This is a genomic window from Kitasatospora sp. NBC_00240, assembly GCF_026342405.1.
GTDB lineage: Bacteria > Actinomycetota > Actinomycetes > Streptomycetales > Streptomycetaceae > Kitasatospora.
Window position 1 is genome coordinate 170,519 of sequence record NZ_JAPEMU010000004.1, and the last position, 17,448, is coordinate 187,966.

Below are 17,448 nucleotides of genomic sequence, written 5' to 3' on the forward strand. Positions count from 1 at the left end.
TCAACACTTCGTGCGATCAGGGTTGACGGCCGCCGGCGCGGTGTTCGGTGGGGGTGATGCCGTACTCCTCGCGGAAGGCACGGCTGAAGGCGGTGGCGCTGGAGAAGCCCCAGTGGGTCGCGATCTCCTGGATCGTCCGGCTGCTCAGCGTGTGTCGGGTGAGGTCGACGCGGCAGCGTTCCAGCCGGCGCCGGCGGATCGTCGCGGCGACGCTGGAGGACTGCCCGTCGAACAACGCGTAGAGACCGCGCAGGGAGATGCGGTGGTGGTCGGCGATCGCCCGGGGGGTCAGGCCGGGATCGCCGAGGTTGTGGTCGATGAAGCCGTGGATCCGTTGCACCATCAACTGGGCGCGGGCTTCGGCCGGCGCCTCGTCCAGGACGCCCAGTTGCTGGGCGAGACAGGCGGTGGCCAGGTCGAGCGTGATGGATCCCAGGCGGGACAGTTCCTCCGGACGGCAGCCGGGCCCGTGGTGGAGCAGGGTGGTGAGGAACCCGGCGACGACGGCCCCCGTACCCTCGGTCGCCGGGATGCCCCGGGCGAGCAGGCGGTCCACCCGGTCCGGGTGCAGCGGCAGGACGGCCCGGGGTATCTGCAGCATGATCGCGCCGGCCCGTCCGTCCTCGCCGGCCGACACGTTCTCCATCGGGCGCGAGGTGTCCGTCAGCACCAGATCGCCGGAGACGAGCGACTCGTTGCCGCGCTGGGAGGTCCGGAAGGTGCCTTCCGTGATCAGCGCGAGCTGGTACTCCTCGGGATCGCCCTGCCGGACATGGGCCGAGGTGCGGCGCGCCCGCGCCGGCGAGAATGCGAAGGCCGACACCTGAACGGGGCCCAGCTCCACGTTCGTGATCTCCGCACGGAAGCCGGCCGCCCGCTCCGGACTGACCGCGACGGGCATCAGATCGGTCGACAGCCTCTCGCGGAACCACTCGAACCCGTCCGCCGGCGCCACGACGGCGGACGACACACTTGTCCATCCCACGAAGTCCTCCACCTGCTCACGATGTGACGCTCGTTCGCCCCGCCCGTGCGGGAGCCTGCTACGGCGTTCACCATGATCGACCAGAATCTGTCCTGCACACGACGAAACCCACGGCGGGGTGGCGACAAACACACCGGTTCACGGCCGGGGCCGACGCCGGGCGTGCGGCCGCGCAGCGGTGTGCCGGGCTGTGCCCGGAACGGCGGCGACGACAGCGATCACGGGCGGGGCCGAACGGGCGGGGCCGGACGGTGGCGGGGCCGGACGGTGGCGGCAGGTGGTGACTGGTCCCCTGCGGCCCGGCCGGAGCTCGTTGGAACCGGCCGGACCGTCGCCCGAGGTCAGCGAGGGGTCAGGAGGCAGAACTCGTTGCCCTCCGGGTCGGCCAGAACCGTCCAGGAGATCGCTGACCGGTCGATACCCGGATCGGTGGCGCCCAGGGCGCGCAGTCGGGCTTCCTCCGCCGCCAGGTCGTCACCGGGGTAGGGGCAGACGTCGAGGTGGACGCGGTTCCACACGCTCTTGGTGTCGGGGGTGCGGACGAACTCCAGGTAGGGGCCGACGCCTTGGGCGGAACGCATGGTCGCGTGGTCGTCGGCGACCTCGTGCAGCGTCCAGTCCATCGCCTCGTCCCAGAACCGGGCCATCGCCCGCGGGTCGGCGCAGTCGACCACCACCGCGGCGATCGGCCCGGTGTCCCGGTAGACCGGGCGCGGCTCCAGGACGCAGAACTCGTTGCCCTCCGGGTCGGCCATGACCGTCCAGGGGACATCGCCCTGACCCACGTCGGCGAGCGTCGCACCGAGATCCTTCAGGCGCGCGACCAACTCCGCCTGATGGGCGGCCGAGGTGGTGGCCAGATCAAGGTGCACCCGGTTCTTCACCGTTTTGGGTTCCGGCCGGGCGATGATGTCGATGCAGACGGCCACGGGGTCGGGGTAGGCGAAGTTCAGGGGTTCGAGGTTGGTCACGCCGGGTCCCTCGCTGTCGACGCCCCAACCGAGCGCCTCCGCCCAGAACCGGCCGAGCGTGGAGTCGTCCCGGGCCTTCATGTTGATCTGCACGAGTCTTGTTGCCATGCGGCAGATCCTAGAAGCTGCCGCCGGGACGGGACGGACGAGCCGACGGCCCGGAGCGCCCACATCGCCTCCACCGCAGACGGCGACTCAGGGCCGACAACGGAAGAGCGAGCCGGCAGTGCCGGCGTCGACTGCCGCGGGAGCGAGTACGTCCCGCAGGACGAGTCTCTCCGCCCTGCGACAAGCCGTGCGATACATTGCGGGCGACACAGGAGAAGAGCTCGCATGGACTCCCGCATCCCGCGGCTGCGACGCAAACTGACACGCATCCCCTGGACGCCCGGCCGAAGCCACTCCTTCGGGGAGGAACGGCACGAGTTCCGCCTCGGCCCCCGCCTGCCCAAAGCTCGGGCCGACGCTTTCGAGGCCGAGCATGGCGTGGAACTTCCCCGTCCCTACCGGGACTTCCTCGCACACATGGGCGGCAGCGGCGCGTCTCCGTACTACGGACTGATCCCGTTGGAGAACTGCACGCTCTTCACGATGAACGTCAAGGACGGCGGCCAGGACGGAAGAGGATTCCGCCGGGCCCATCGCCCCACGAGCCGAGGTGACCTGTTCCTGCACATCATCGAACGCGGCTGCAGCGATCTCGTCCTCGTAAGCGTGAGCGGCCCTCTCACCGGGCGCGTACTCATCGGCAACGCCGACGGCTTCTGGGGCCCGAACGTCTCCTCGGCCCCGGACTTCCTCGCCTGGTACGAACGATGGCTCGACCATATGGCCGCCGGACAGGACAACCGGGCCCTGGAACTCACCTCGCCCCGACTCCGAACACATCCCGATCGGCATCGACTCGCCCCCAAGATCTGACCCGCCGTGACCGCTCCACAGGGCCGGGGCCGCAACCCGTTCCAGCACCCGGACGACGGCCGGGGAAACGCCCGGGCAGCGACCGGGACCAGCGCCGGGAAAACACCCGGGCACCGAGGACGTCGAGGACACCGGCGCGATGGGGCGCGGCCGCTCCCGTCGGGCGGGTGGATCCCGTAGGGTCGGCCGATGGCGAAGTACTTCGACGTGCACCCGCAGACCCCCCAGGCCCGCACCATCGGCACCGTGGTCGACAGCATCCGCTCCGACGCCCTCATCGCGTATCCGACCGACTCCTGTTTCGCCCTCGGCTGCCGCATGGGCAACCACGAGGGCCTGGAGCGGATCCGCTCCATCCGGCGGCTCGACGACCGCCACCACTTCACCCTGATGTGCGAGAACTTCGCCCAGCTGGGGCAGTTCGTCCAGATCGACAACGACGTCTTCCGCGCCGTCAAGGCGGCGACGCCGGGCAGCTACACCTTCATCCTCCCCGCCACCAAGGAGGTCCCGCGCCGACTGATGCACCCGAAGAAGAAGACGGTGGGGGTCAGGATCCCCGACCACGTCGTCACCCGCGCCCTGCTCGCCGAACTCGGCGAACCCCTGGTCTCCAGCACCCTGCTGCTCCCCGGCGAGAGCGAGCCGATGACCCAGGGCTGGGAGATCAAGGAGCGGCTCGACCACGTGCTGGACGCCGTGGTCGACTCCGGCGACTGCGGTACGGAGCCGACGACGGTCATCGACTTCTCCGAGGGCGAGGCGCACATCGTCCGGCGCGGGGCCGGCGACCCCGCACGCTTCGAGTGACGCCCGGACACGGTCGGCCCGACGGCACGCCTCGCCCGAGGCGTGCCGCTGCCACGCCGGCCGTGCGCCGGTAGCGGGTCCGGCGGCGCCGCGGGGCGGGCCTGGCGGCGGCTCAGTCGGCGGTCGGGTCGTCCGTGGTGGCCTGGGGTCGGCCGGGGCGCATGCCGGCCTTGAGGTCGCCCATCACCGCGCGGGCCACCTGATCGACGGGGTCCTTCTCGGCGAACCCGTAGTCGATGGCGCCGTCGCGGTCCCCGGCGGCGGCGAAGAGCCATCGCGGGCCGTACTTGGTCGCCCCCAGCCACACCTCGAACTCCTCCCCGGCGTGGGCGAACCGGACGGACCCGGCGCCGCCCGCCGTGACGACCTGCCCGTCCAGCCGGTAGGCGAGCTCCTGCAGGGGCGTGCGCTCCTGGTCGCGGGCGGCCTCGAGCCGGACGGCGAGGACCGAGGACAGCGGCCCCATGACGACCGCGCCCTCGTCCGTGGTGATCCGAAATCCGGGCTGTCCCCCGATGTGGGCGGAACTGCCGTCCGTGGCACCGGCGAAGGCGAACGGACCGGTGACGAACGTGCCGGCCTTGACCTCGTGCCAGCCGTCGGCCAGCAGTACGGCCGCCACCTCGTTCGCGTTGACGTGCAGGTTCATCACTGGTTCCTCTTCTCGGTGGCGCAGGTTCTCGGTGGCGCGGGTTCTCGGTGGCGCGGGTTCTCGGTGCCGCGGGTTCTCGGTGCCGCGGGTTCCCGGTGCCGCGGGACGCCCTCCGCTCCGCGAGGTGCCGCATCGCACGGTCGGGCATCAGGCGGTCCGGGCCGGCGGGTCGCCCGTACGGCCGCCACGACGTCGGCGACGGGCCCGGGACCACCGCGCACCCGGCGGAGGCGAACAGGTCCGGGACGAGAGGCCCCTGGGCGAGAGGGCCGGACCGCCCTGCGGCCTGCGGGCGGGCACTGAAGCCCGCCCGGCGCTCCCCCGGCGCACCTCCCTCCGAGGGCGGCGGGGCGGCCGGGGGCGGGGAGCGGCTGTGCGGCGCCGTCGTGGTCCTGACCGCGTGTCATCGAGCTCCGACGGCGCCGTGATGTCGTCGTCAGAGGACGTCGTAGGTCAGGTGCGTCGCGGTCGACGTCGGGACGGCGCTGCGCTGCACCAGTGTGCGCGGCACCGCGCCGGTGAACAGGGGCGTCCCGGCGCCCAGGAGGACGGGCGACAGGTGCAGCGAGAGCAGGTCGACCAGCCCGGCGTCGAACGCCGAGCGGATCAGGGCGCCGCCTCCCATCAGGACGACGTCGAGGTCCTTGCCGCTGCTCGTCGAAGCCGCTTCGGCGCGCCCGCGGGCGGTGGTGACGGCGTCGGGCAGACCGGTGGTGACGAACGTCCAGTCGAGGGCGGCGAGCCGGACCGCCGGCGGTGGCGAGCTCGTCACGACGACGAAGGCGGGGGTGCCGACCTCCCCGGCACCGTAGCCGGTCTCGTCGTCCCAGCCGCCCGGCCCGTCGACCAGGTCGAAGAGGCGGCGGCCGAGGACGACGGCGCCCGAGCGGACGGTCCCCTCGTGCAGGACCCGGCGGTCGTCCGGGTCGTCGGAGAACGCCCAGGTGTGCAGCGCCTCGCCGCCGGTGCCCAATCCGTTCTCCGGGCCGGGGTCCGGGCCGGTGACGAAACCGTCGAGGGAGACCGAGATGTCGGCGATGATTCGCGTCATGTCGAGGTGGACCCGGTCTGCTGCCTGAACCCGTCGCTCATGCATGAAGTATGTGACCCGCTCCGCTCGGGCTTCAACGGCACACGCCCGAAGTCGCCGACACGGCCCAGCGGCGGCCGGGGCGGGGAGCAGCGCGAGGTCCGGACGGCGGGCGGGTGGCGGCCGGGGCGGGCCGGGCGGTCGAGGCCGCCTCCTGCCGGGCCGCTGCCCGGTGGCGCCGGCTGTCGGGCCGCTCCCGTGGTGGTGCCGGAAGGGTGTTGACCGTGGTGGCGTCCGGGGGGGGCTCAGCCGGCCCGGTGGTCGCGGGTGGCGGCGAGCTCGCGCACCGCGTCGGCGACGGCTCCGAAGTCCTTGCGGAGGATCTTGGAGTGGTTGCTCGGGACCTTCGAGCCGACCCGGATGTTGGGGTTGCGGGCGAGCACCGGGTCGAGGTTGGCGCGGATCTGCTCCATCAGTTGCGGGTCGCCGCCGAGGTTGCCACCCGTGGCGAGCACGTACCGGACCGGTACGGTCAGGCGGTCCAGGACCGGGTCGAGGGCGGCGGGCGCGCAGAGTTCGTTGGCCTCGATGTTGATCTCGGCGTGCTGCGCGGCGCTCATCCGCGCGGCCAGGCCGAGCCGGCGGGCGACCGGGAAGAGCGGGCTCATCCGGCGGAACAGCTTGCGGATCTGCGCCCGGGCCGCGTCGTCGAGCCATTCGTGCGGCAGGGCGCCGTCGACGGACACCACCCCCAGGGCGCGGTCCGGGTTCCGGGCGGCCCAGTGCACGGCGATCATCGCGCCGTAGGACCAGCCCACCAGGATCGGCCGCTGCACGCCCCGCGCCCCGAGGACGGCGTCGAGGTCTCGGACGCAGGCCTCGAAGGAGTAGTCCGCCGAGCGCTTCGAGCGGCCGCGGGCGCGCTCGTCGTAGGTGATGTGCCGGTGCTCGCCGCCGAGGTCGGCGATGACGCGCCGCCAGTGCGACCGGTCGGCGTAGGAGCCGTTGAGGTAGACCACGGGGCGGCCGGGCCCGCCGGTGTCGGTCACGGCCAGTGCGGTGTCGTCGACCGGCACGGTGCCGGTCCAGGCGGACTGCTCGGCGTTGCTGGTGCTGGTGCTGGTGCTGGTGCTGGTGCTGGCCATGGTGTCTTGCCCCCGGGGTCGGCGGTGGATCAGGAGTGGTGGACGGTGCGGTCGCGGTGGCGGGTCGTGACGGCGGTGCTGCTGCTCAGTGGCTGTGGGCGGTGATGTCGCCGTGGGTGGTGGTGGCCCGGATGGTCAGGTCGGGGGTGCCTTCGGTGTTCCTGAGGGTGTTGCGGATGCGGCCGAGGGTGGTGCCGGCGTCGAGGGCCGCGGAGGTGGTGCGGGCGGCGCCGACCGTGATGTCGCCGGCCAGGGTGTGCAGGGTGAGGGTGCCGCGGGTGGCTTCGGTGATGTTCAGGTCGCCCTGCTGGGTGCTGATCCGCGCGGGGCCGCCGAGGCGGCCGACGGTGATGTCGCCGGCCTGGAGGGTGAGGTGGGCGCCGGCGGTCTCGTCGAGCTTGACGGTGCCCTGCGCGCCCTCGAAGGTGACCTCGCCGAGGCGCCCCACGCCCCGCAGTTCGGCGGCGGCGGCCTTGGCCTCGACCCGGGAGCCGGCCGGCAGCTGGACGGTCACCTCCACCGACCCGGAGTTGCCGAGGATCCGGTTCTTCGCCGGCGCGGCCCCGATCCGCAGCACGCCGTCGGCGTACTCGACGGTGATTCGCTCCGCCGCCTTCACGTCCCGGCCCTTGGCGGCGTCCGCCGGCAGGACCTCCACCGTGCTGTCCGCCCGGTCGGCGGCGATGAACCGGATCCGCCCGGCGGGGATGTCGAGGACGGTGGTGATCGGGGTGGGGGTGTCGAACTTCAGCATCGCTGTCTCCTTCGTCGGTGGCGGGCGCTCCGTCGGCCCGCTGTTTCCGATGAGGGAAAAGCTACGTTGCGTTCAAGGATCACGCAACAACTTCATTGCGAACTATCATCATCAGCACAGGCCAGAGCAGCTATTTCGTTGCAACGACTCTGAATTCAACGCAACGACAGACCTCGCATCCGTTGCATTGATTGGAGGTGAACGCTATGCCGGGGCGCCCGGTGACGCCCTGGTCGCGCGGGCCGCCGGACGCTGCTCCCCGAGCTCGCCGCGGACGTGGGCGACACGGCCGACGGCAGACGCACGCAGTGAGATGCCGGGCCTCGTGAAGCACGAGGCCCGGCATCCGGGGCGAGCGAGGTGGCGCGGGCACGACCGGGAGCGTCGGCGCGCGGGCCGACTGCCGGTTCAGTGGGTGGGCGGGGTCCAGTCGGCGGGCAGGCCGGACTGGGCGAGGACGGTGGCGAGGCTGTAGTGGTCCTGGTCGGAGGAGATCCGACCGTGGCCGTCGACGTCGAGCAGGGTGGTCATCGGCACGGCGAAGGACTTGGGCGCGCCCTTGAGGTGGCCGGCGTAGAAGGCCTCCACGGTGATGCGCCAGCCGTCGCGGCGGGCGGTGCGCACGATGACGTGGACGTTGTCGATGAGGCTGTCCGCGCGGGCCTTCCACCCCGAGATCTCCTGGCGGCCGTGGAAGGTGACCCCCACGCCCAGGTCGGTGTAGACGCCGTCGACGGTGAACAGGGCGCCGAGCGCCCGGGGGTCGGTGCCGTTCCAGGCGCAGGCCCAGTCGGCGACGGTCCGCGGCGGGCGCCGATGGGCGTCCTGCGCGGCGTAGGCGGTGGTGGCGGGCACGGCGGACAGGGCTGCGGCGGCGATCAGCGTGGTCATGGCGCGGGGCAGGCGGGACATCGTGGTGGCTCCTCGAAGGTGCGCGGCGGTCGGTGGGTTCACAGGTGCGGGTCCGCGAGTGCGGGGCCGCAGGTGCGGGTGCGGGTGCGCCCGGCCGGCGGGCCCCGGCGGCCCGCCGGCCCCGACCGGTGGGGCGACCTGCCTGCCGCCCCTGCCTGCGTGCGTGCATCGTTCATGGCGCACAGACTCGTCCCGACCGGTGTCCACTCTCCAGCTCCGGCGGCAACGGGAACTGTCCACCTCTGTCCGCACCTGTCCGCCTGCCTCCACCTGTCCGGCGCCTTCGCGGGCCGGCGCGCGACCGCCGCGCGACCGCCGCGCGACCGCCGCGCGACCGCCGCGGGGGCCGTACTGCTCCTGCTGCCACCGCACTTCACCGGGCAGGCCGGGCGCCGACGCGGCGCCGACACGGCCGGAAGGCCGCCGGGCCCACCGTCGGTGCCCGGCCCCTCCCCCAGGCCCGCCGTGGCCGCCGGACGCGCCGAGGCCACCGACGGCCGGGCCCGGAAGGGACGCTCCGTCAACGCCTGCCGCTCACCTGCGACGTTGGGGCTGGAGGAGGACCAGCAGCTTGGTGCCCGGCACCAACTTCCGGTTGACGGAGGTCGATTGGACGAACACGGTGTACGACGGGTTGTCACCCGGCTTCACCGTGGCCTCCGACGCCGGCAGGCCGAGGAGCTGGCGGGCCGCCGGGCCGGAGAACACCCTGCCGGTCATCCGGCCGGTGGCCGGGTCCTTCTCGGCCACGGCGAGCTGCTTGCTGCCCTGGATCTTCTCGCGCTTGGACAGCTCGTAGAAGGCGCAGCCGGTCCTGTACCGGTGCCCGGCGCCGGTGACGAAGTCGCGGATCGGTGTCTGCTCGTCGACGGGGACCAGGATGTACTTGCCGGTCTCCATCGCGTCGAGGTTGGCCTTCACCTCGGCGGTGCTGAGGTCCTGGCCCATGGAGAAGAGGTTCCTGGTGCCGCGCACGCCCTTCTCGCGGCCCCGCAGGAAGCTCGTGGCGGCCGTCTTGACGGTGCCGATGGCCTCCTCGACGCCCTTGCTGGAGTCCGCGTCCCAGATCGCGATGTTGCCCGCGGGGAAGCCGTACTCCTGGGCGGTGCGCTTGGCCAGGGAGTTCGGGACCAGGATGGCCGAGGTCCAGTGGTCGGGGAGGTTGTCCAGGGCTCCGTGGATGCGGTCCATCCAGGTGCGCAGGACGGCGGTGCCCTTGCCGGCGGCCATCCGGACGTGCATCTTGCCGGTCTCCGAGCAGCCGGAGGCGTTCTCCGCGCCGTCGGTGACGACGACCTGGAGGAAGGAGTGCTCCCCGTACCCCTCCCAGATGTTCTTCAGGTCGTCGATGGACTTCACGGCCGCCTCGATCAGTGCCGTCGCACCGTTGTCGACCTTGTAGAGGCCCTTCAGGGACGGCAGGTGCTTGACGTCCATGTCCCAGACGAGGTTCTGCACCTCGTGGTCGAAGGCGTAGAGGCTGATACGGGTCTCGTGGCCGAGCCGGTCGGACTCCTCCTGAAGGCCCTTCACGAACTCGTCGACCACGCGGACGAGCTGCGCCTCGTGCTGACGCATCGAGCCGGACCTGTCGACCACGAGGGAGACGTGGTTCACCTTGTGGTCGATCCTGTTCGCAGTCATGGTTCCGCCCCTTTTCCAACGCCGTTTTCGACGCCTTTCCGGCGTCCCCTCCAGCGTTGTTCCCACTCTATGACGAGGCACTGACAGTGCCCTTGACCTGGTGTTCCACGGCGTCCGGCCACTCGCGCCGTAAAAGGGGGGATACGCTCCGAGAGATTGCCGGAGGGGGAAGTCCCGGCGATATTCCGTTCCTTGAGCTGCTTTCAGGGGAATCGGTGGGTGATGCGCCGGGGATGTGCCCGCGCAAGGCCGAGTCCGCGGTGCGCGACGAGCGGTGCGCCGTACGTGGTGCGCCGTACGTGGTGCGCGGTGTGTTGTTCCGGGATCTGTCACAGTCTGCCGATCTCTCCCCCGCGCCGGCCGGCGGCCGTTAGAACGTCGTCATGACCGCCGAACCCGCCGCTGCCGCCCCTGCCTGGCCCCACTGCGCGGAAGGGGCCTCCGCCGCCGACCCGGTGGGCTGCCGGGGCGTTCAGGTGGCGGACGGCGGGCGCTGCCTGAAGCACCTTCCGCCCGCGCGGCGCGCCGCCGTCCTGGCCGCGCTCACCGCCGGCGGTGACCTCGACCTGCGCGGCACCACCGTCGACGAGGACCTGCTGACCGCCCTGCGCGGCGCCTGCACGGACGGCGCCTCCGGACGGGCGTGCTTCGGTCGGGCCGACTTCACCGAGGCCCTCTTCACCGGCGACGCCGAGTTCGTCGCGGTGGCCTTCGCCGGCGAGGCCCGGTTCAACGGCGCCACGTTCGCCGGCCTCACCAGTTTCGACTCGGCGGTCTTCGCCGGCGAGGCCCGGTTCAACGGCGCCTCCTTCGCCGGGCACGCCAGTTTCGACTCGGCCGCCTTCACCCGCCATGTCTGGTTCGAGGCGGCCGCCTTCGCCCAGGGCGCCCGGTTCAACGCGGCGGCGTTCGCCGGCGGCGCCAGGTTCGGCTCCGCCACGTTCACCAGCGGCGTCCGGTTCAACTCGGCCTCCTTCACCGGTCACACCAGCTTCGAGGCGGCCGCCTTCGGGGGCGAGGCGAGGTTCAACTCGGCCTCCTTCACCGGCGACGCGCACTTCGACGCGGCCGTGTTCGAGGGGCTGCAGCACCTCGGGCCCTTGACCTGCGCGGGCCTGATCGATTTCGGCGGTGCCCGGTTCACCGGCGCGCAGGTCACGATCGAGGCGGGTGCCGCCGTCGTCGTCTGCGAACGGACGGCGTTCGAGGGTTCGGCGGTGCTGCGCCTGCGGTACGCGACGCTGGACCTGAGCCGGGCGACGCTGTCGGCGCCGGTGGCGCTGCAGGGCTGGCCGGTGCCGTTCACCGACCAGCGCGGTGGCGAGCTCGACGAGGGCCTGCTCGCCGCCGGCGGCGCCCCGCCCGCCGTGCGCCTCGCCTCCCTGGAGGGGGTGGACGCGGCCCATCTGGTACTCACCGACGTCGACCTGAGCCGCTGCCGGCTCGTCGGTGCCTTCCACCTCGACCAGGTCCGGATCGGCTTCGGCTGCCGCTTCGCCGGGCCGCCGGCCGGCTGGCACCGCCGTGGTGTGCGCCCGGCCCGCTGGTCCCGGCGCAAGGTGCTCGCCGAGGAGCAGCACTGGCGGGCCGCCGCGGGCGGGGCCGGGGCCCGGGGGTGGCCGGCCGGGCCGCATCACGGGACGCCGGGGCGCGGGCCGGGTCCGGAGGATCTGGCCGGGGTGTACCAGCAGGTGCGCCGGGCGTTCGAGGAGGCGGGCAACGAGCCGGACGCCGCGGACTTCTACTACGGCGAGATGGAGATGCGCCGCCTCGACCGCCGGCGCCCGCGGGCCGAGCGCCGGCTGCTCGGGGCGTACTGGCTGGTGTCCGGCTACGGGCTGCGGGCGTCGCGGGCACTGGCCTGGCTGCTGGCGGCGATGGCCGCCAGCCTGCTGCTGCTGGTGCTGTTCGGGCTGCCCGACGACACCCCCGACCCGCGGAGCACCGGTACCTACGCGGCCGGCAGTGTCCGGTTGACGACCAGGACCCCGGAGCCGGTGCTGACCCTCCCCTGGGAGCGGCGGGTGACCGGAGCCAGGGTGGGGAGGGCGGCCCTGGTGGTGGTGAACTCGGTGGTGTTCCGCTCCGGCGGGCAGAACCTCACCTTGCCCGGTGCCGTCGTCGAGATGGCCTCCCGGATCGGCGAGCCGGTCCTTCTCGGTCTGGCCGCCCTGGCCGTCCGGAGCCGCGTCAAACGCTGACCGCCCCGGACCGCCGGTGTGCCCGGGACGGTGTGCCCGGGACGGTGTGCCCGGGGTCGGTGTGCCGGGGTCGGGTCTACGGGCGGAAGTGGTCGCGGTGTTCGTCGAGGAAGGCGTCGAGGGTGCGGGGCGGGCGGCCGAGGATGTCGGCGACGGTGCTGGTGGGGGTTTCGGGCCGGGCGACGGCGAGTTGCTGGATCTCCGCCACGTGGGCGGCGAGCCAGGCGGGCATCCGGGCCTGACGGACGAGGTTGTCGCGCAGGTCGTCGGGGGTGAGGTCGACGTACCGGATCGGGCGGCCGGTCAGGGCGGTCAGCCGGGCGGCGAGGTCGGGGTGGGCGACGGCCTCCGGCCCGGTGAGTGTGTAGCTGCCGCCCATGACGTCGGCCCTGGTGAGCGCGGCGGCGGCGACGTCGCCGATGTCGCGGCAGTCGACGTAGTTGCAGGGCGCGTCCCTCATCGCGCCGACGACGAGGCCCTGGGCGACGGTGGGCGCCAGGCGCAGCAGGTTCTGCATGAACGCGTAGGGGCGCAGGACGGTGTGGGCGAGTCCTGAGGCGCGCAGGTGTTCCTCGACGGTGTGGTGTCCGCGGGAGACGGCGACGGGTGAGTGGGGTTCGGCGGCGGGTGCGGAGATCTTGACGATGTGTCCGATCCCGGTGCGGGCGGCGACGTCGATGACGCGGGTTTCGAGTTCGACCTGGTCGGGGCTGTTGGCCATGGCGAGGAAGAGCTGGTCGGCGCCCTGGAAGGCGGTGCGCAGGGAGTCGGGGTCGGTGGCGTCGGCGTACTCGACCTGGACGGGCCGCAGGTGTGCGCCGCCGGCGGCGGCGGGGAGCGGCCGGTGGGGGGTGCGGGTGAGGGCGCGTACGGGGGCGTCGAGTGTGCGGAGGCTGTGGAGCAGGGCGGTTCCGGTGGTGCCGGTCGCTCCGATGACAACGATCATGGTGTGTCCTCGTCGGCTGTGTTCGCCCCGGCGGCGGGTGCTGCCGGGTGGGTTCGGTCGGGTCCGGCGCCGGTGGCCCGGTGGGTGCGGTGCCGGGGGGCTGTGTCCGGGGGTGGGCGGGATGCCGGGTGGGCTATGTCCGGGGTGCGGCGAGGGTGCTGCGCCAGCGCAGGGTGATGACGGCGGTGGCGAGGGCGGCGGAGACGGGCAGGTCGATGCGCAGGCGTTGCAGCCAGAGGGCGGTGGCGAGCGGGGTGTGGGCGGGCAGCCACTGGGCGGCGAACCATCCGGCCGCGGCCGCAGTGCCGGCGGTGGCGACGACGAGCAGCGCGGTCAGGACGAGGCGTGGCAGGGCCGTGGTCCAGGGTCGTGGGCGGCCGCCGCGGCGCAGCCAGGTGCCGACCAGGAGCGCCACCACGGCCGAGGTGCCGGCGATGGAGGTGGCGGCCGCCAGGGTCAGGTCCGGTTGGCCGGTGAGGGCTCCTGCGGTGCCGGCGGTCAGTGCGGGGGCGGCGTAGGCGGTCAGTACCTCGCGCCACAGCGTGAACGGCCGGGAGGCCGCCCGGCTCGGGCGGGTCCTGTCCTTCGTTGCGGGCATGCTGGCCTCTTCTTCTCGTTCGTGTTCCGGCGGGGCGGAAAGGGCGGAAGGGTTCGGCGGGGCGGTCGTGGAGGCCGTCCCGCATATAATTAGGAGGCTAATTATTACGTCGCGAAAAAGGCCCCCACCCGTAGGACGGGAGCCGGGACCGGCCTGCGGCCGGGTCAGTCGGCGGTCAGGGCCGCGCTGCCGCGCACGACGCGGGCGAGCAGGTCCAGGAACACCGTGCGCTCCTGGACGGTGAGCCCGCCCACCATCGCCTCCAGCCGCCCGAAGTGCTCGGGCGCCATGTCGCGCAGGCGCTGCGCACCGCGCGCGGTCAGGACCGCCACCGTGCCCCGCCCGTCCTCGGCGGACGGGCGCCTGGCGATCAGGCCCTCGCGTTCGAGGCCGTCCAGGAGGCCGGTGACCGTGGCCCTGGAGACGCCGAGGTCGGCCGCCAGTTGCGAGGGGGACTTCTCCCCGCCGTGGTCCTCCAGGTCGGCGAGCAGGCGGTAGCGCCCCGTCGACAGCCCGTACCTGGCGAAGTGGACCTCGGTCGCCCGCCCGACCCGCGCACCCGCGGCGATCAGTCGCACCGCGACCAGCACCGCCTGCGGATCGGCCTCCAGGCCGTAGTGCCGCAGCTGCCGCGCGGCCTGGTCCAGCGTGGGCGTCTCGCCGTCGACCCCGTCCCTCGTCATATAACTAATATGGCGGCTAATCACTGGGGCTGTCAAGACACCCGGGCCGGCGCCGCCGGACGCCGGCCGATTCCGCCGGCGACGCGGGCGACGCGGGCGACCGAGGGCGACGCGGGCGACCGAGGGGCCGGACCGGCCGAAGCGGGGCGGGAGCGCGCGGGCGAAGCGGCCCGGGGCCCGGGGCCCGGGGCCCGGGGCCCGGGGCCCGGGGTCGAGCCATGGGGCGCACGTCGGCCACGGCAACGGGCCGGCGGTGCGGCCACCATGACTCCCGACCCGAACGACCGCGGAACCGCAAGCACCGTTCGAAGACGAACCTATGTCGTGCCTGTCGGTGTGCGACCCACTACTGATGGTAGTTTCCAGCTGCCGCCCGGCCGGGGCGGCACTGCCGACCCACCATTCGAAGGAGCGAACCATGACCCAGGTCAGCGCGACCGCCGCGGAGACCAAGAAGTCGATGGCCAGGGAGGCCGCGGCGACGAAGACCTGGCGCCACGTCATCCAGCCGGACGCGGACGCCGCAGCCAACTACCTCAACCTCGACCCCGCCCAGGGACCGGGCGAGGCGACCATCACCACCCGACCCGACGGACAGATCGACGTCCTCGTCCTGCTCTGAGGACAAACCCCCGAACACCGCCGGTACCGCGGCGCTCCCCTCGCGCCGCGGCACCGGCGCGAGCGGCCACCGCCGCCGACGGCCTCACCGGCGGCCGGAACGCCGGCCGAGTACCCTCCGGCAGATGATCCTGACGGTTCGCCGGGCGAGTCCGACCGGCCGGAGGTGACACGTCGGCTGCGGGCGTCGCGACCGTCCCCCTCACGGCAAGGCCGTCGCCATGGTCGTCGTCGGCGCCGGCGCTCTCCCGGACGTTGATCCAGCCGTGGTACTCGAACATGGGCGCAGACCACTGCCCGCCCCGGCGTCCACGACCGAAAATGGCATGTCCGCGCCCGAATATTGCCTGGTCACAAGCCTTTTCGGCGGGCTCGTGCGGGTCTAGCATTCCCGGCACGGCAGCCCCACCATCCCCACCGGACGGGCTGCCGAGCAGCCCGGCCGCTCTCCCCCGTGCGGCCGGAGCCTCCCACGGCCGGGACCCGGGCGCCCCCCTCCCGCGGTCCCGGCCGGCACTCACGACCGGCCCCGCCGGACGCCCGCCCCCTGCGCCCGGCCGTTCGCCGGCTCCCTTGCGCCGGCCCGGCGAACGGCGACACCCCGGACGTCCGGACCGGTGTCGGTCGGGACGTACGGGGTGTCACGTGTGCGGGCGCGGCTGCCGGAACTGCCGACGGCCGGCTGCGCGGCGGGTTCAGTCCAGCGAGGTGGCCAGTTCCCCGCCGGTCTCGTCGGGCACCACCACGAAGGCCGCCTCGGGCTCGGGGCGCGGGCGCAGGCCGAACCAGATCAGGGCCACGCTGACCAGGGTCACCGCGACGTTGACGCTCAGGGCGAGGTGGATGCCGGTCAGTTCGGCGCTCCGGGTGGCGGCGATCGAGCTGAGGATCGGGATACCGACGGTGATGGCCACCTGCTGGGTCATCGAGGTCAGGCCGGTGGCCAGGCCCTGCTCCTCGTTGGGCAGGCCGGAGGTGCCGGTGACCGTGTACGCCACGATGGAGGTGACGTGGCCGAAGAAGCCGATGAACAGCGCGGGGATCAGGACGGCGAGCGCGATCCGGGCGTCGCCGACGAAGACCAGCGGGAGGGTGGCCAGGCCCTGCACGGTCATGCCGACGGCCAGGACCTTGCGGCTGCCGTAGCGCCCGATGGAGCGTCCGGCGACCACGCCGGCGCCCACGGCCGCCAGGCCCGGGACGCCGAAGATGAGGCCGGTGACCAGCGGGGAGAAGTGCAGCACGTTCTGCAGGTAGAGCGTCATCAGGAAGATCATGGCGGTCTCCATGCTGAAGACCACCAGCCCGGCGTAGTTGCCCCACTTGACGGTGGGGCGCTTGAGGATGCGCACCGGGGCGAGGGGTGCGGGCGAGCGGAGCTCGATGGCCCAGAACGCGCCCAGCAGCAGGACGCCGACGACGGCGGCGGGGATGCTGCCCTCGATGACGGCGTAGACCACGGCCAGCAGGCCGCCGCTGGCGGTGACCGCGCCCGGCACGTCGAGCTTGACCCGCTCGGGCAGGGTGCTCTCGCCGATCACGTAGGGGGTGACCACCAGGATGACCAGGGCGACGGGGATGTTGATGAAGAACGCGGCCCGCCAGCTGAACAGGCTGACCAGGGAGCCGCCGACCAGTGCGCCGACGGTGAAGCCCGCGGAGAGCAGCGCGCCGTTGAGGCCGAGGATGCGGTCGCGGACCGGGCCCTCGGCGAAGGTGCTGGTGAGCAGGGCGAGCGAGGCGGGGGTGGCCATCGCGGTGGCGAAGCCCTGCAGGACGCGGGCGGTCAGCAGCATCTGGGGGTTGGAGGCGAACCCGCCGAGGAAGGAGGCCCCGATCAGCAGGGCCGCCCCGGACAGGAACATCCTGCGGCGCCCGAACAGGTCTCCCAGGCGGCCGAAGAGCAGGGTGAAGCCGGCCGCGGGCAGCGCGAACGCGGAGGCGATCCAGGGCAGTCCGGTCAGTCCCAGTCCGACACCCTCGCCGACCTTCGGCAGTGCGACGTTGAGGATGGAGAAGTCGACGGACAGCATGAACCCGGCGCCGAGCAGGAGGAAGAGGATTAACCGTTCCCTGCTGGTGATGCGTGGGGTCGGGGCGGTGTCGGTGGTCATGGGACGTTCCCTTCTTCAAGGCTCCGGTGCCGCCGGTGACCGGCGCGCCGGCCGGGCGGGCCGCCCTGCGGCGTCGCTCCTGCGGGTGCCCGCGGACACCGTCCGGGCCGCGCCGACAGCGGGACGGCGGCCGCGGCGGCCCGCGGTGCGTGACGGGCGGTACGGGCGGTACGGGCGGTACGGGCGGTACGGGGGCGGGGCGGGGGGACGGACGGGACGGAACGGTTGCGTGGGGCGGGCGGGTCCTGGGGGCCGGGGTGGGTGCCCGGACAGCTGGAGGACCGGGTGCCCGGGGTGCCGGGGCCCCGGGGGCCGGAACGCTCGTCCGTCCGGTGGCGGTGCGTCAAACTGCTCTGCGTACGGTGGCTTTGCTTCCGGCGGCCGTGCCTCCGGCGGACCGGCGGCCGGGTCACCGGCCGTGCATCTGCGCAATACGGCGGTCTTGCAGGGGAGTTGGCCGG

Annotated in this window: 16 protein-coding genes; 4 read left to right on the plus strand and 12 right to left on the minus strand. The window is 73.1% G+C overall.

Annotated elements, in window-relative coordinates; genetic code table 11:
- Positions 1-16 precede the first annotated feature (16 nt).
- Complete coding sequence (locus OG689_RS43780; RefSeq protein ID WP_266316428.1) at positions 17-985, minus strand: helix-turn-helix domain-containing protein; 969 nt, start codon at positions 983-985, stop codon at positions 17-19.
- 341 nt (positions 986-1,326) lie between these two features.
- Complete coding sequence (locus OG689_RS43785; protein ID WP_266316429.1) at positions 1,327-2,064, minus strand: VOC family protein; 738 nt, start codon at positions 2,062-2,064, stop codon at positions 1,327-1,329.
- A 225-nt stretch (positions 2,065-2,289) separates the two neighbouring features.
- Here OG689_RS43785 and OG689_RS43790 point away from each other — a divergent pair, with 225 nt between their 5' ends.
- Positions 2,290-2,877 carry an SMI1/KNR4 family protein gene (locus tag OG689_RS43790; protein WP_266316430.1) on the plus strand — a complete coding sequence of 196 codons (588 nt, stop codon included), beginning with the start codon at positions 2,290-2,292 and terminating at the stop codon, positions 2,875-2,877.
- 189 nt (positions 2,878-3,066) lie between these two features.
- Positions 3,067-3,687: an L-threonylcarbamoyladenylate synthase gene (locus OG689_RS43795; protein ID WP_266316431.1), complete on the plus strand. Its 621-nt coding sequence runs from the start codon at positions 3,067-3,069 to the stop codon at positions 3,685-3,687.
- A gap of 112 nt (positions 3,688-3,799) precedes the next feature.
- Here the strand turns inward: OG689_RS43795 and OG689_RS43800 are convergent, their stop codons facing one another.
- The 6 genes from OG689_RS43800 to OG689_RS43825 all read right to left on the minus strand — a co-directional run bounded on the left by OG689_RS43800 (position 3,800) and on the right by OG689_RS43825 (position 9,824).
- A complete protein-coding gene (locus OG689_RS43800; RefSeq protein WP_266316433.1) occupies positions 3,800-4,336 on the minus strand; it encodes a hypothetical protein in 537 nt (178 codons plus the stop codon).
- Between the two features lie 439 nt (positions 4,337-4,775).
- The gene (locus OG689_RS43805; RefSeq protein WP_266316434.1) at positions 4,776-5,390 is read right to left on the minus strand and encodes a dihydrofolate reductase family protein; all 615 of its coding nucleotides are present in this window, start codon (positions 5,388-5,390) and stop codon (positions 4,776-4,778) included.
- A gap of 284 nt (positions 5,391-5,674) precedes the next feature.
- Positions 5,675-6,514 (minus strand): alpha/beta fold hydrolase, encoded by an 840-nt coding sequence (locus OG689_RS43810; RefSeq protein WP_266316437.1) that lies wholly within the window; start codon positions 6,512-6,514, stop codon positions 5,675-5,677.
- An 85-nt stretch (positions 6,515-6,599) separates the two neighbouring features.
- Positions 6,600-7,268, minus strand: coding sequence for a DUF4097 family beta strand repeat-containing protein (locus OG689_RS43815; RefSeq protein WP_266316438.1), 669 nt, complete (start codon positions 7,266-7,268; stop codon positions 6,600-6,602).
- 408 nt (positions 7,269-7,676) lie between these two features.
- Complete coding sequence (locus OG689_RS43820) at positions 7,677-8,180, minus strand: nuclear transport factor 2 family protein (RefSeq protein WP_266316439.1); 504 nt, start codon at positions 8,178-8,180, stop codon at positions 7,677-7,679.
- A 534-nt stretch (positions 8,181-8,714) separates the two neighbouring features.
- Positions 8,715-9,824, minus strand: coding sequence for a vWA domain-containing protein (locus OG689_RS43825; protein ID WP_266316441.1), 1,110 nt, complete (start codon positions 9,822-9,824; stop codon positions 8,715-8,717).
- A 383-nt stretch (positions 9,825-10,207) separates the two neighbouring features.
- Here OG689_RS43825 and OG689_RS43830 point away from each other — a divergent pair, with 383 nt between their 5' ends.
- On the plus strand, positions 10,208-12,025 hold the full coding sequence (locus tag OG689_RS43830; protein WP_266316443.1) for a pentapeptide repeat-containing protein: 1,818 nt from the start codon (positions 10,208-10,210) through the stop codon (positions 12,023-12,025).
- Between the two features lie 76 nt (positions 12,026-12,101).
- On the opposite strand, the gene OG689_RS43835 is transcribed toward OG689_RS43830, so the two are convergent.
- From OG689_RS43835 to OG689_RS43845, 3 genes are all read right to left on the minus strand, one after another.
- Entirely contained in the window at positions 12,102-12,971 is an 870-nt protein-coding gene (locus OG689_RS43835; protein ID WP_266316444.1) for an SDR family oxidoreductase, read from the minus strand.
- A gap of 133 nt (positions 12,972-13,104) precedes the next feature.
- The gene (locus OG689_RS43840; RefSeq protein ID WP_266316445.1) at positions 13,105-13,569 is read right to left on the minus strand and encodes a hypothetical protein; all 465 of its coding nucleotides are present in this window, start codon (positions 13,567-13,569) and stop codon (positions 13,105-13,107) included.
- 164 nt (positions 13,570-13,733) lie between these two features.
- Complete coding sequence (locus tag OG689_RS43845) at positions 13,734-14,252, minus strand: MarR family transcriptional regulator (RefSeq protein WP_266316447.1); 519 nt, start codon at positions 14,250-14,252, stop codon at positions 13,734-13,736.
- Positions 14,253-14,670: 418 nt separating this feature from the next.
- Between OG689_RS43845 and OG689_RS43850 the strand changes: the two genes are divergently transcribed.
- Positions 14,671-14,874, plus strand: coding sequence for a hypothetical protein (locus tag OG689_RS43850; RefSeq protein WP_266316448.1), 204 nt, complete (start codon positions 14,671-14,673; stop codon positions 14,872-14,874).
- A gap of 694 nt (positions 14,875-15,568) precedes the next feature.
- On the opposite strand, the gene OG689_RS43855 is transcribed toward OG689_RS43850, so the two are convergent.
- A complete protein-coding gene (locus OG689_RS43855; RefSeq protein ID WP_266316449.1) occupies positions 15,569-16,987 on the minus strand; it encodes an MFS transporter in 1,419 nt (472 codons plus the stop codon).
- Between the last annotated feature and the right edge of the window lie 461 nt (positions 16,988-17,448).

Bases quoted from the DNA above. Each gene is read 5' to 3' on its own strand.
- OG689_RS43835 (WP_266316444.1), bottom strand. From the start codon at position 12,971: ATGATCGTTGTCATCGGAGCGACCGGCACCACCGGAACCGCCCTGCTC.
- OG689_RS43810 (WP_266316437.1), bottom strand. From the start codon at position 6,514: ATGGCCAGCACCAGCACCAGCACCAGCACCAGCACCAGCAACGCCGAG.
- OG689_RS43825 (WP_266316441.1), bottom strand. From the start codon at position 9,824: ATGACTGCGAACAGGATCGACCACAAGGTGAACCACGTCTCCCTCGTG.
- OG689_RS43840 (WP_266316445.1), bottom strand. From the start codon at position 13,569: ATGCCCGCAACGAAGGACAGGACCCGCCCGAGCCGGGCGGCCTCCCGG.
- OG689_RS43820 (WP_266316439.1), bottom strand. From the start codon at position 8,180: ATGTCCCGCCTGCCCCGCGCCATGACCACGCTGATCGCCGCCGCAGCC.
- OG689_RS43830 (WP_266316443.1), top strand. From the start codon at position 10,208: ATGACCGCCGAACCCGCCGCTGCCGCCCCTGCCTGGCCCCACTGCGCG.
- OG689_RS43785 (WP_266316429.1), bottom strand. From the start codon at position 2,064: ATGGCAACAAGACTCGTGCAGATCAACATGAAGGCCCGGGACGACTCC.
- OG689_RS43845 (WP_266316447.1), bottom strand. From the start codon at position 14,252: ATGACGAGGGACGGGGTCGACGGCGAGACGCCCACGCTGGACCAGGCC.
- OG689_RS43795 (WP_266316431.1), top strand. From the start codon at position 3,067: ATGGCGAAGTACTTCGACGTGCACCCGCAGACCCCCCAGGCCCGCACC.
- OG689_RS43850 (WP_266316448.1), top strand. From the start codon at position 14,671: ATGACCCAGGTCAGCGCGACCGCCGCGGAGACCAAGAAGTCGATGGCC.
- OG689_RS43800 (WP_266316433.1), bottom strand. From the start codon at position 4,336: ATGAACCTGCACGTCAACGCGAACGAGGTGGCGGCCGTACTGCTGGCC.
- OG689_RS43815 (WP_266316438.1), bottom strand. From the start codon at position 7,268: ATGCTGAAGTTCGACACCCCCACCCCGATCACCACCGTCCTCGACATC.
- OG689_RS43805 (WP_266316434.1), bottom strand. From the start codon at position 5,390: ATGACGCGAATCATCGCCGACATCTCGGTCTCCCTCGACGGTTTCGTC.
- OG689_RS43790 (WP_266316430.1), top strand. From the start codon at position 2,290: ATGGACTCCCGCATCCCGCGGCTGCGACGCAAACTGACACGCATCCCC.
- OG689_RS43855 (WP_266316449.1), bottom strand. From the start codon at position 16,987: ATGACCACCGACACCGCCCCGACCCCACGCATCACCAGCAGGGAACGG.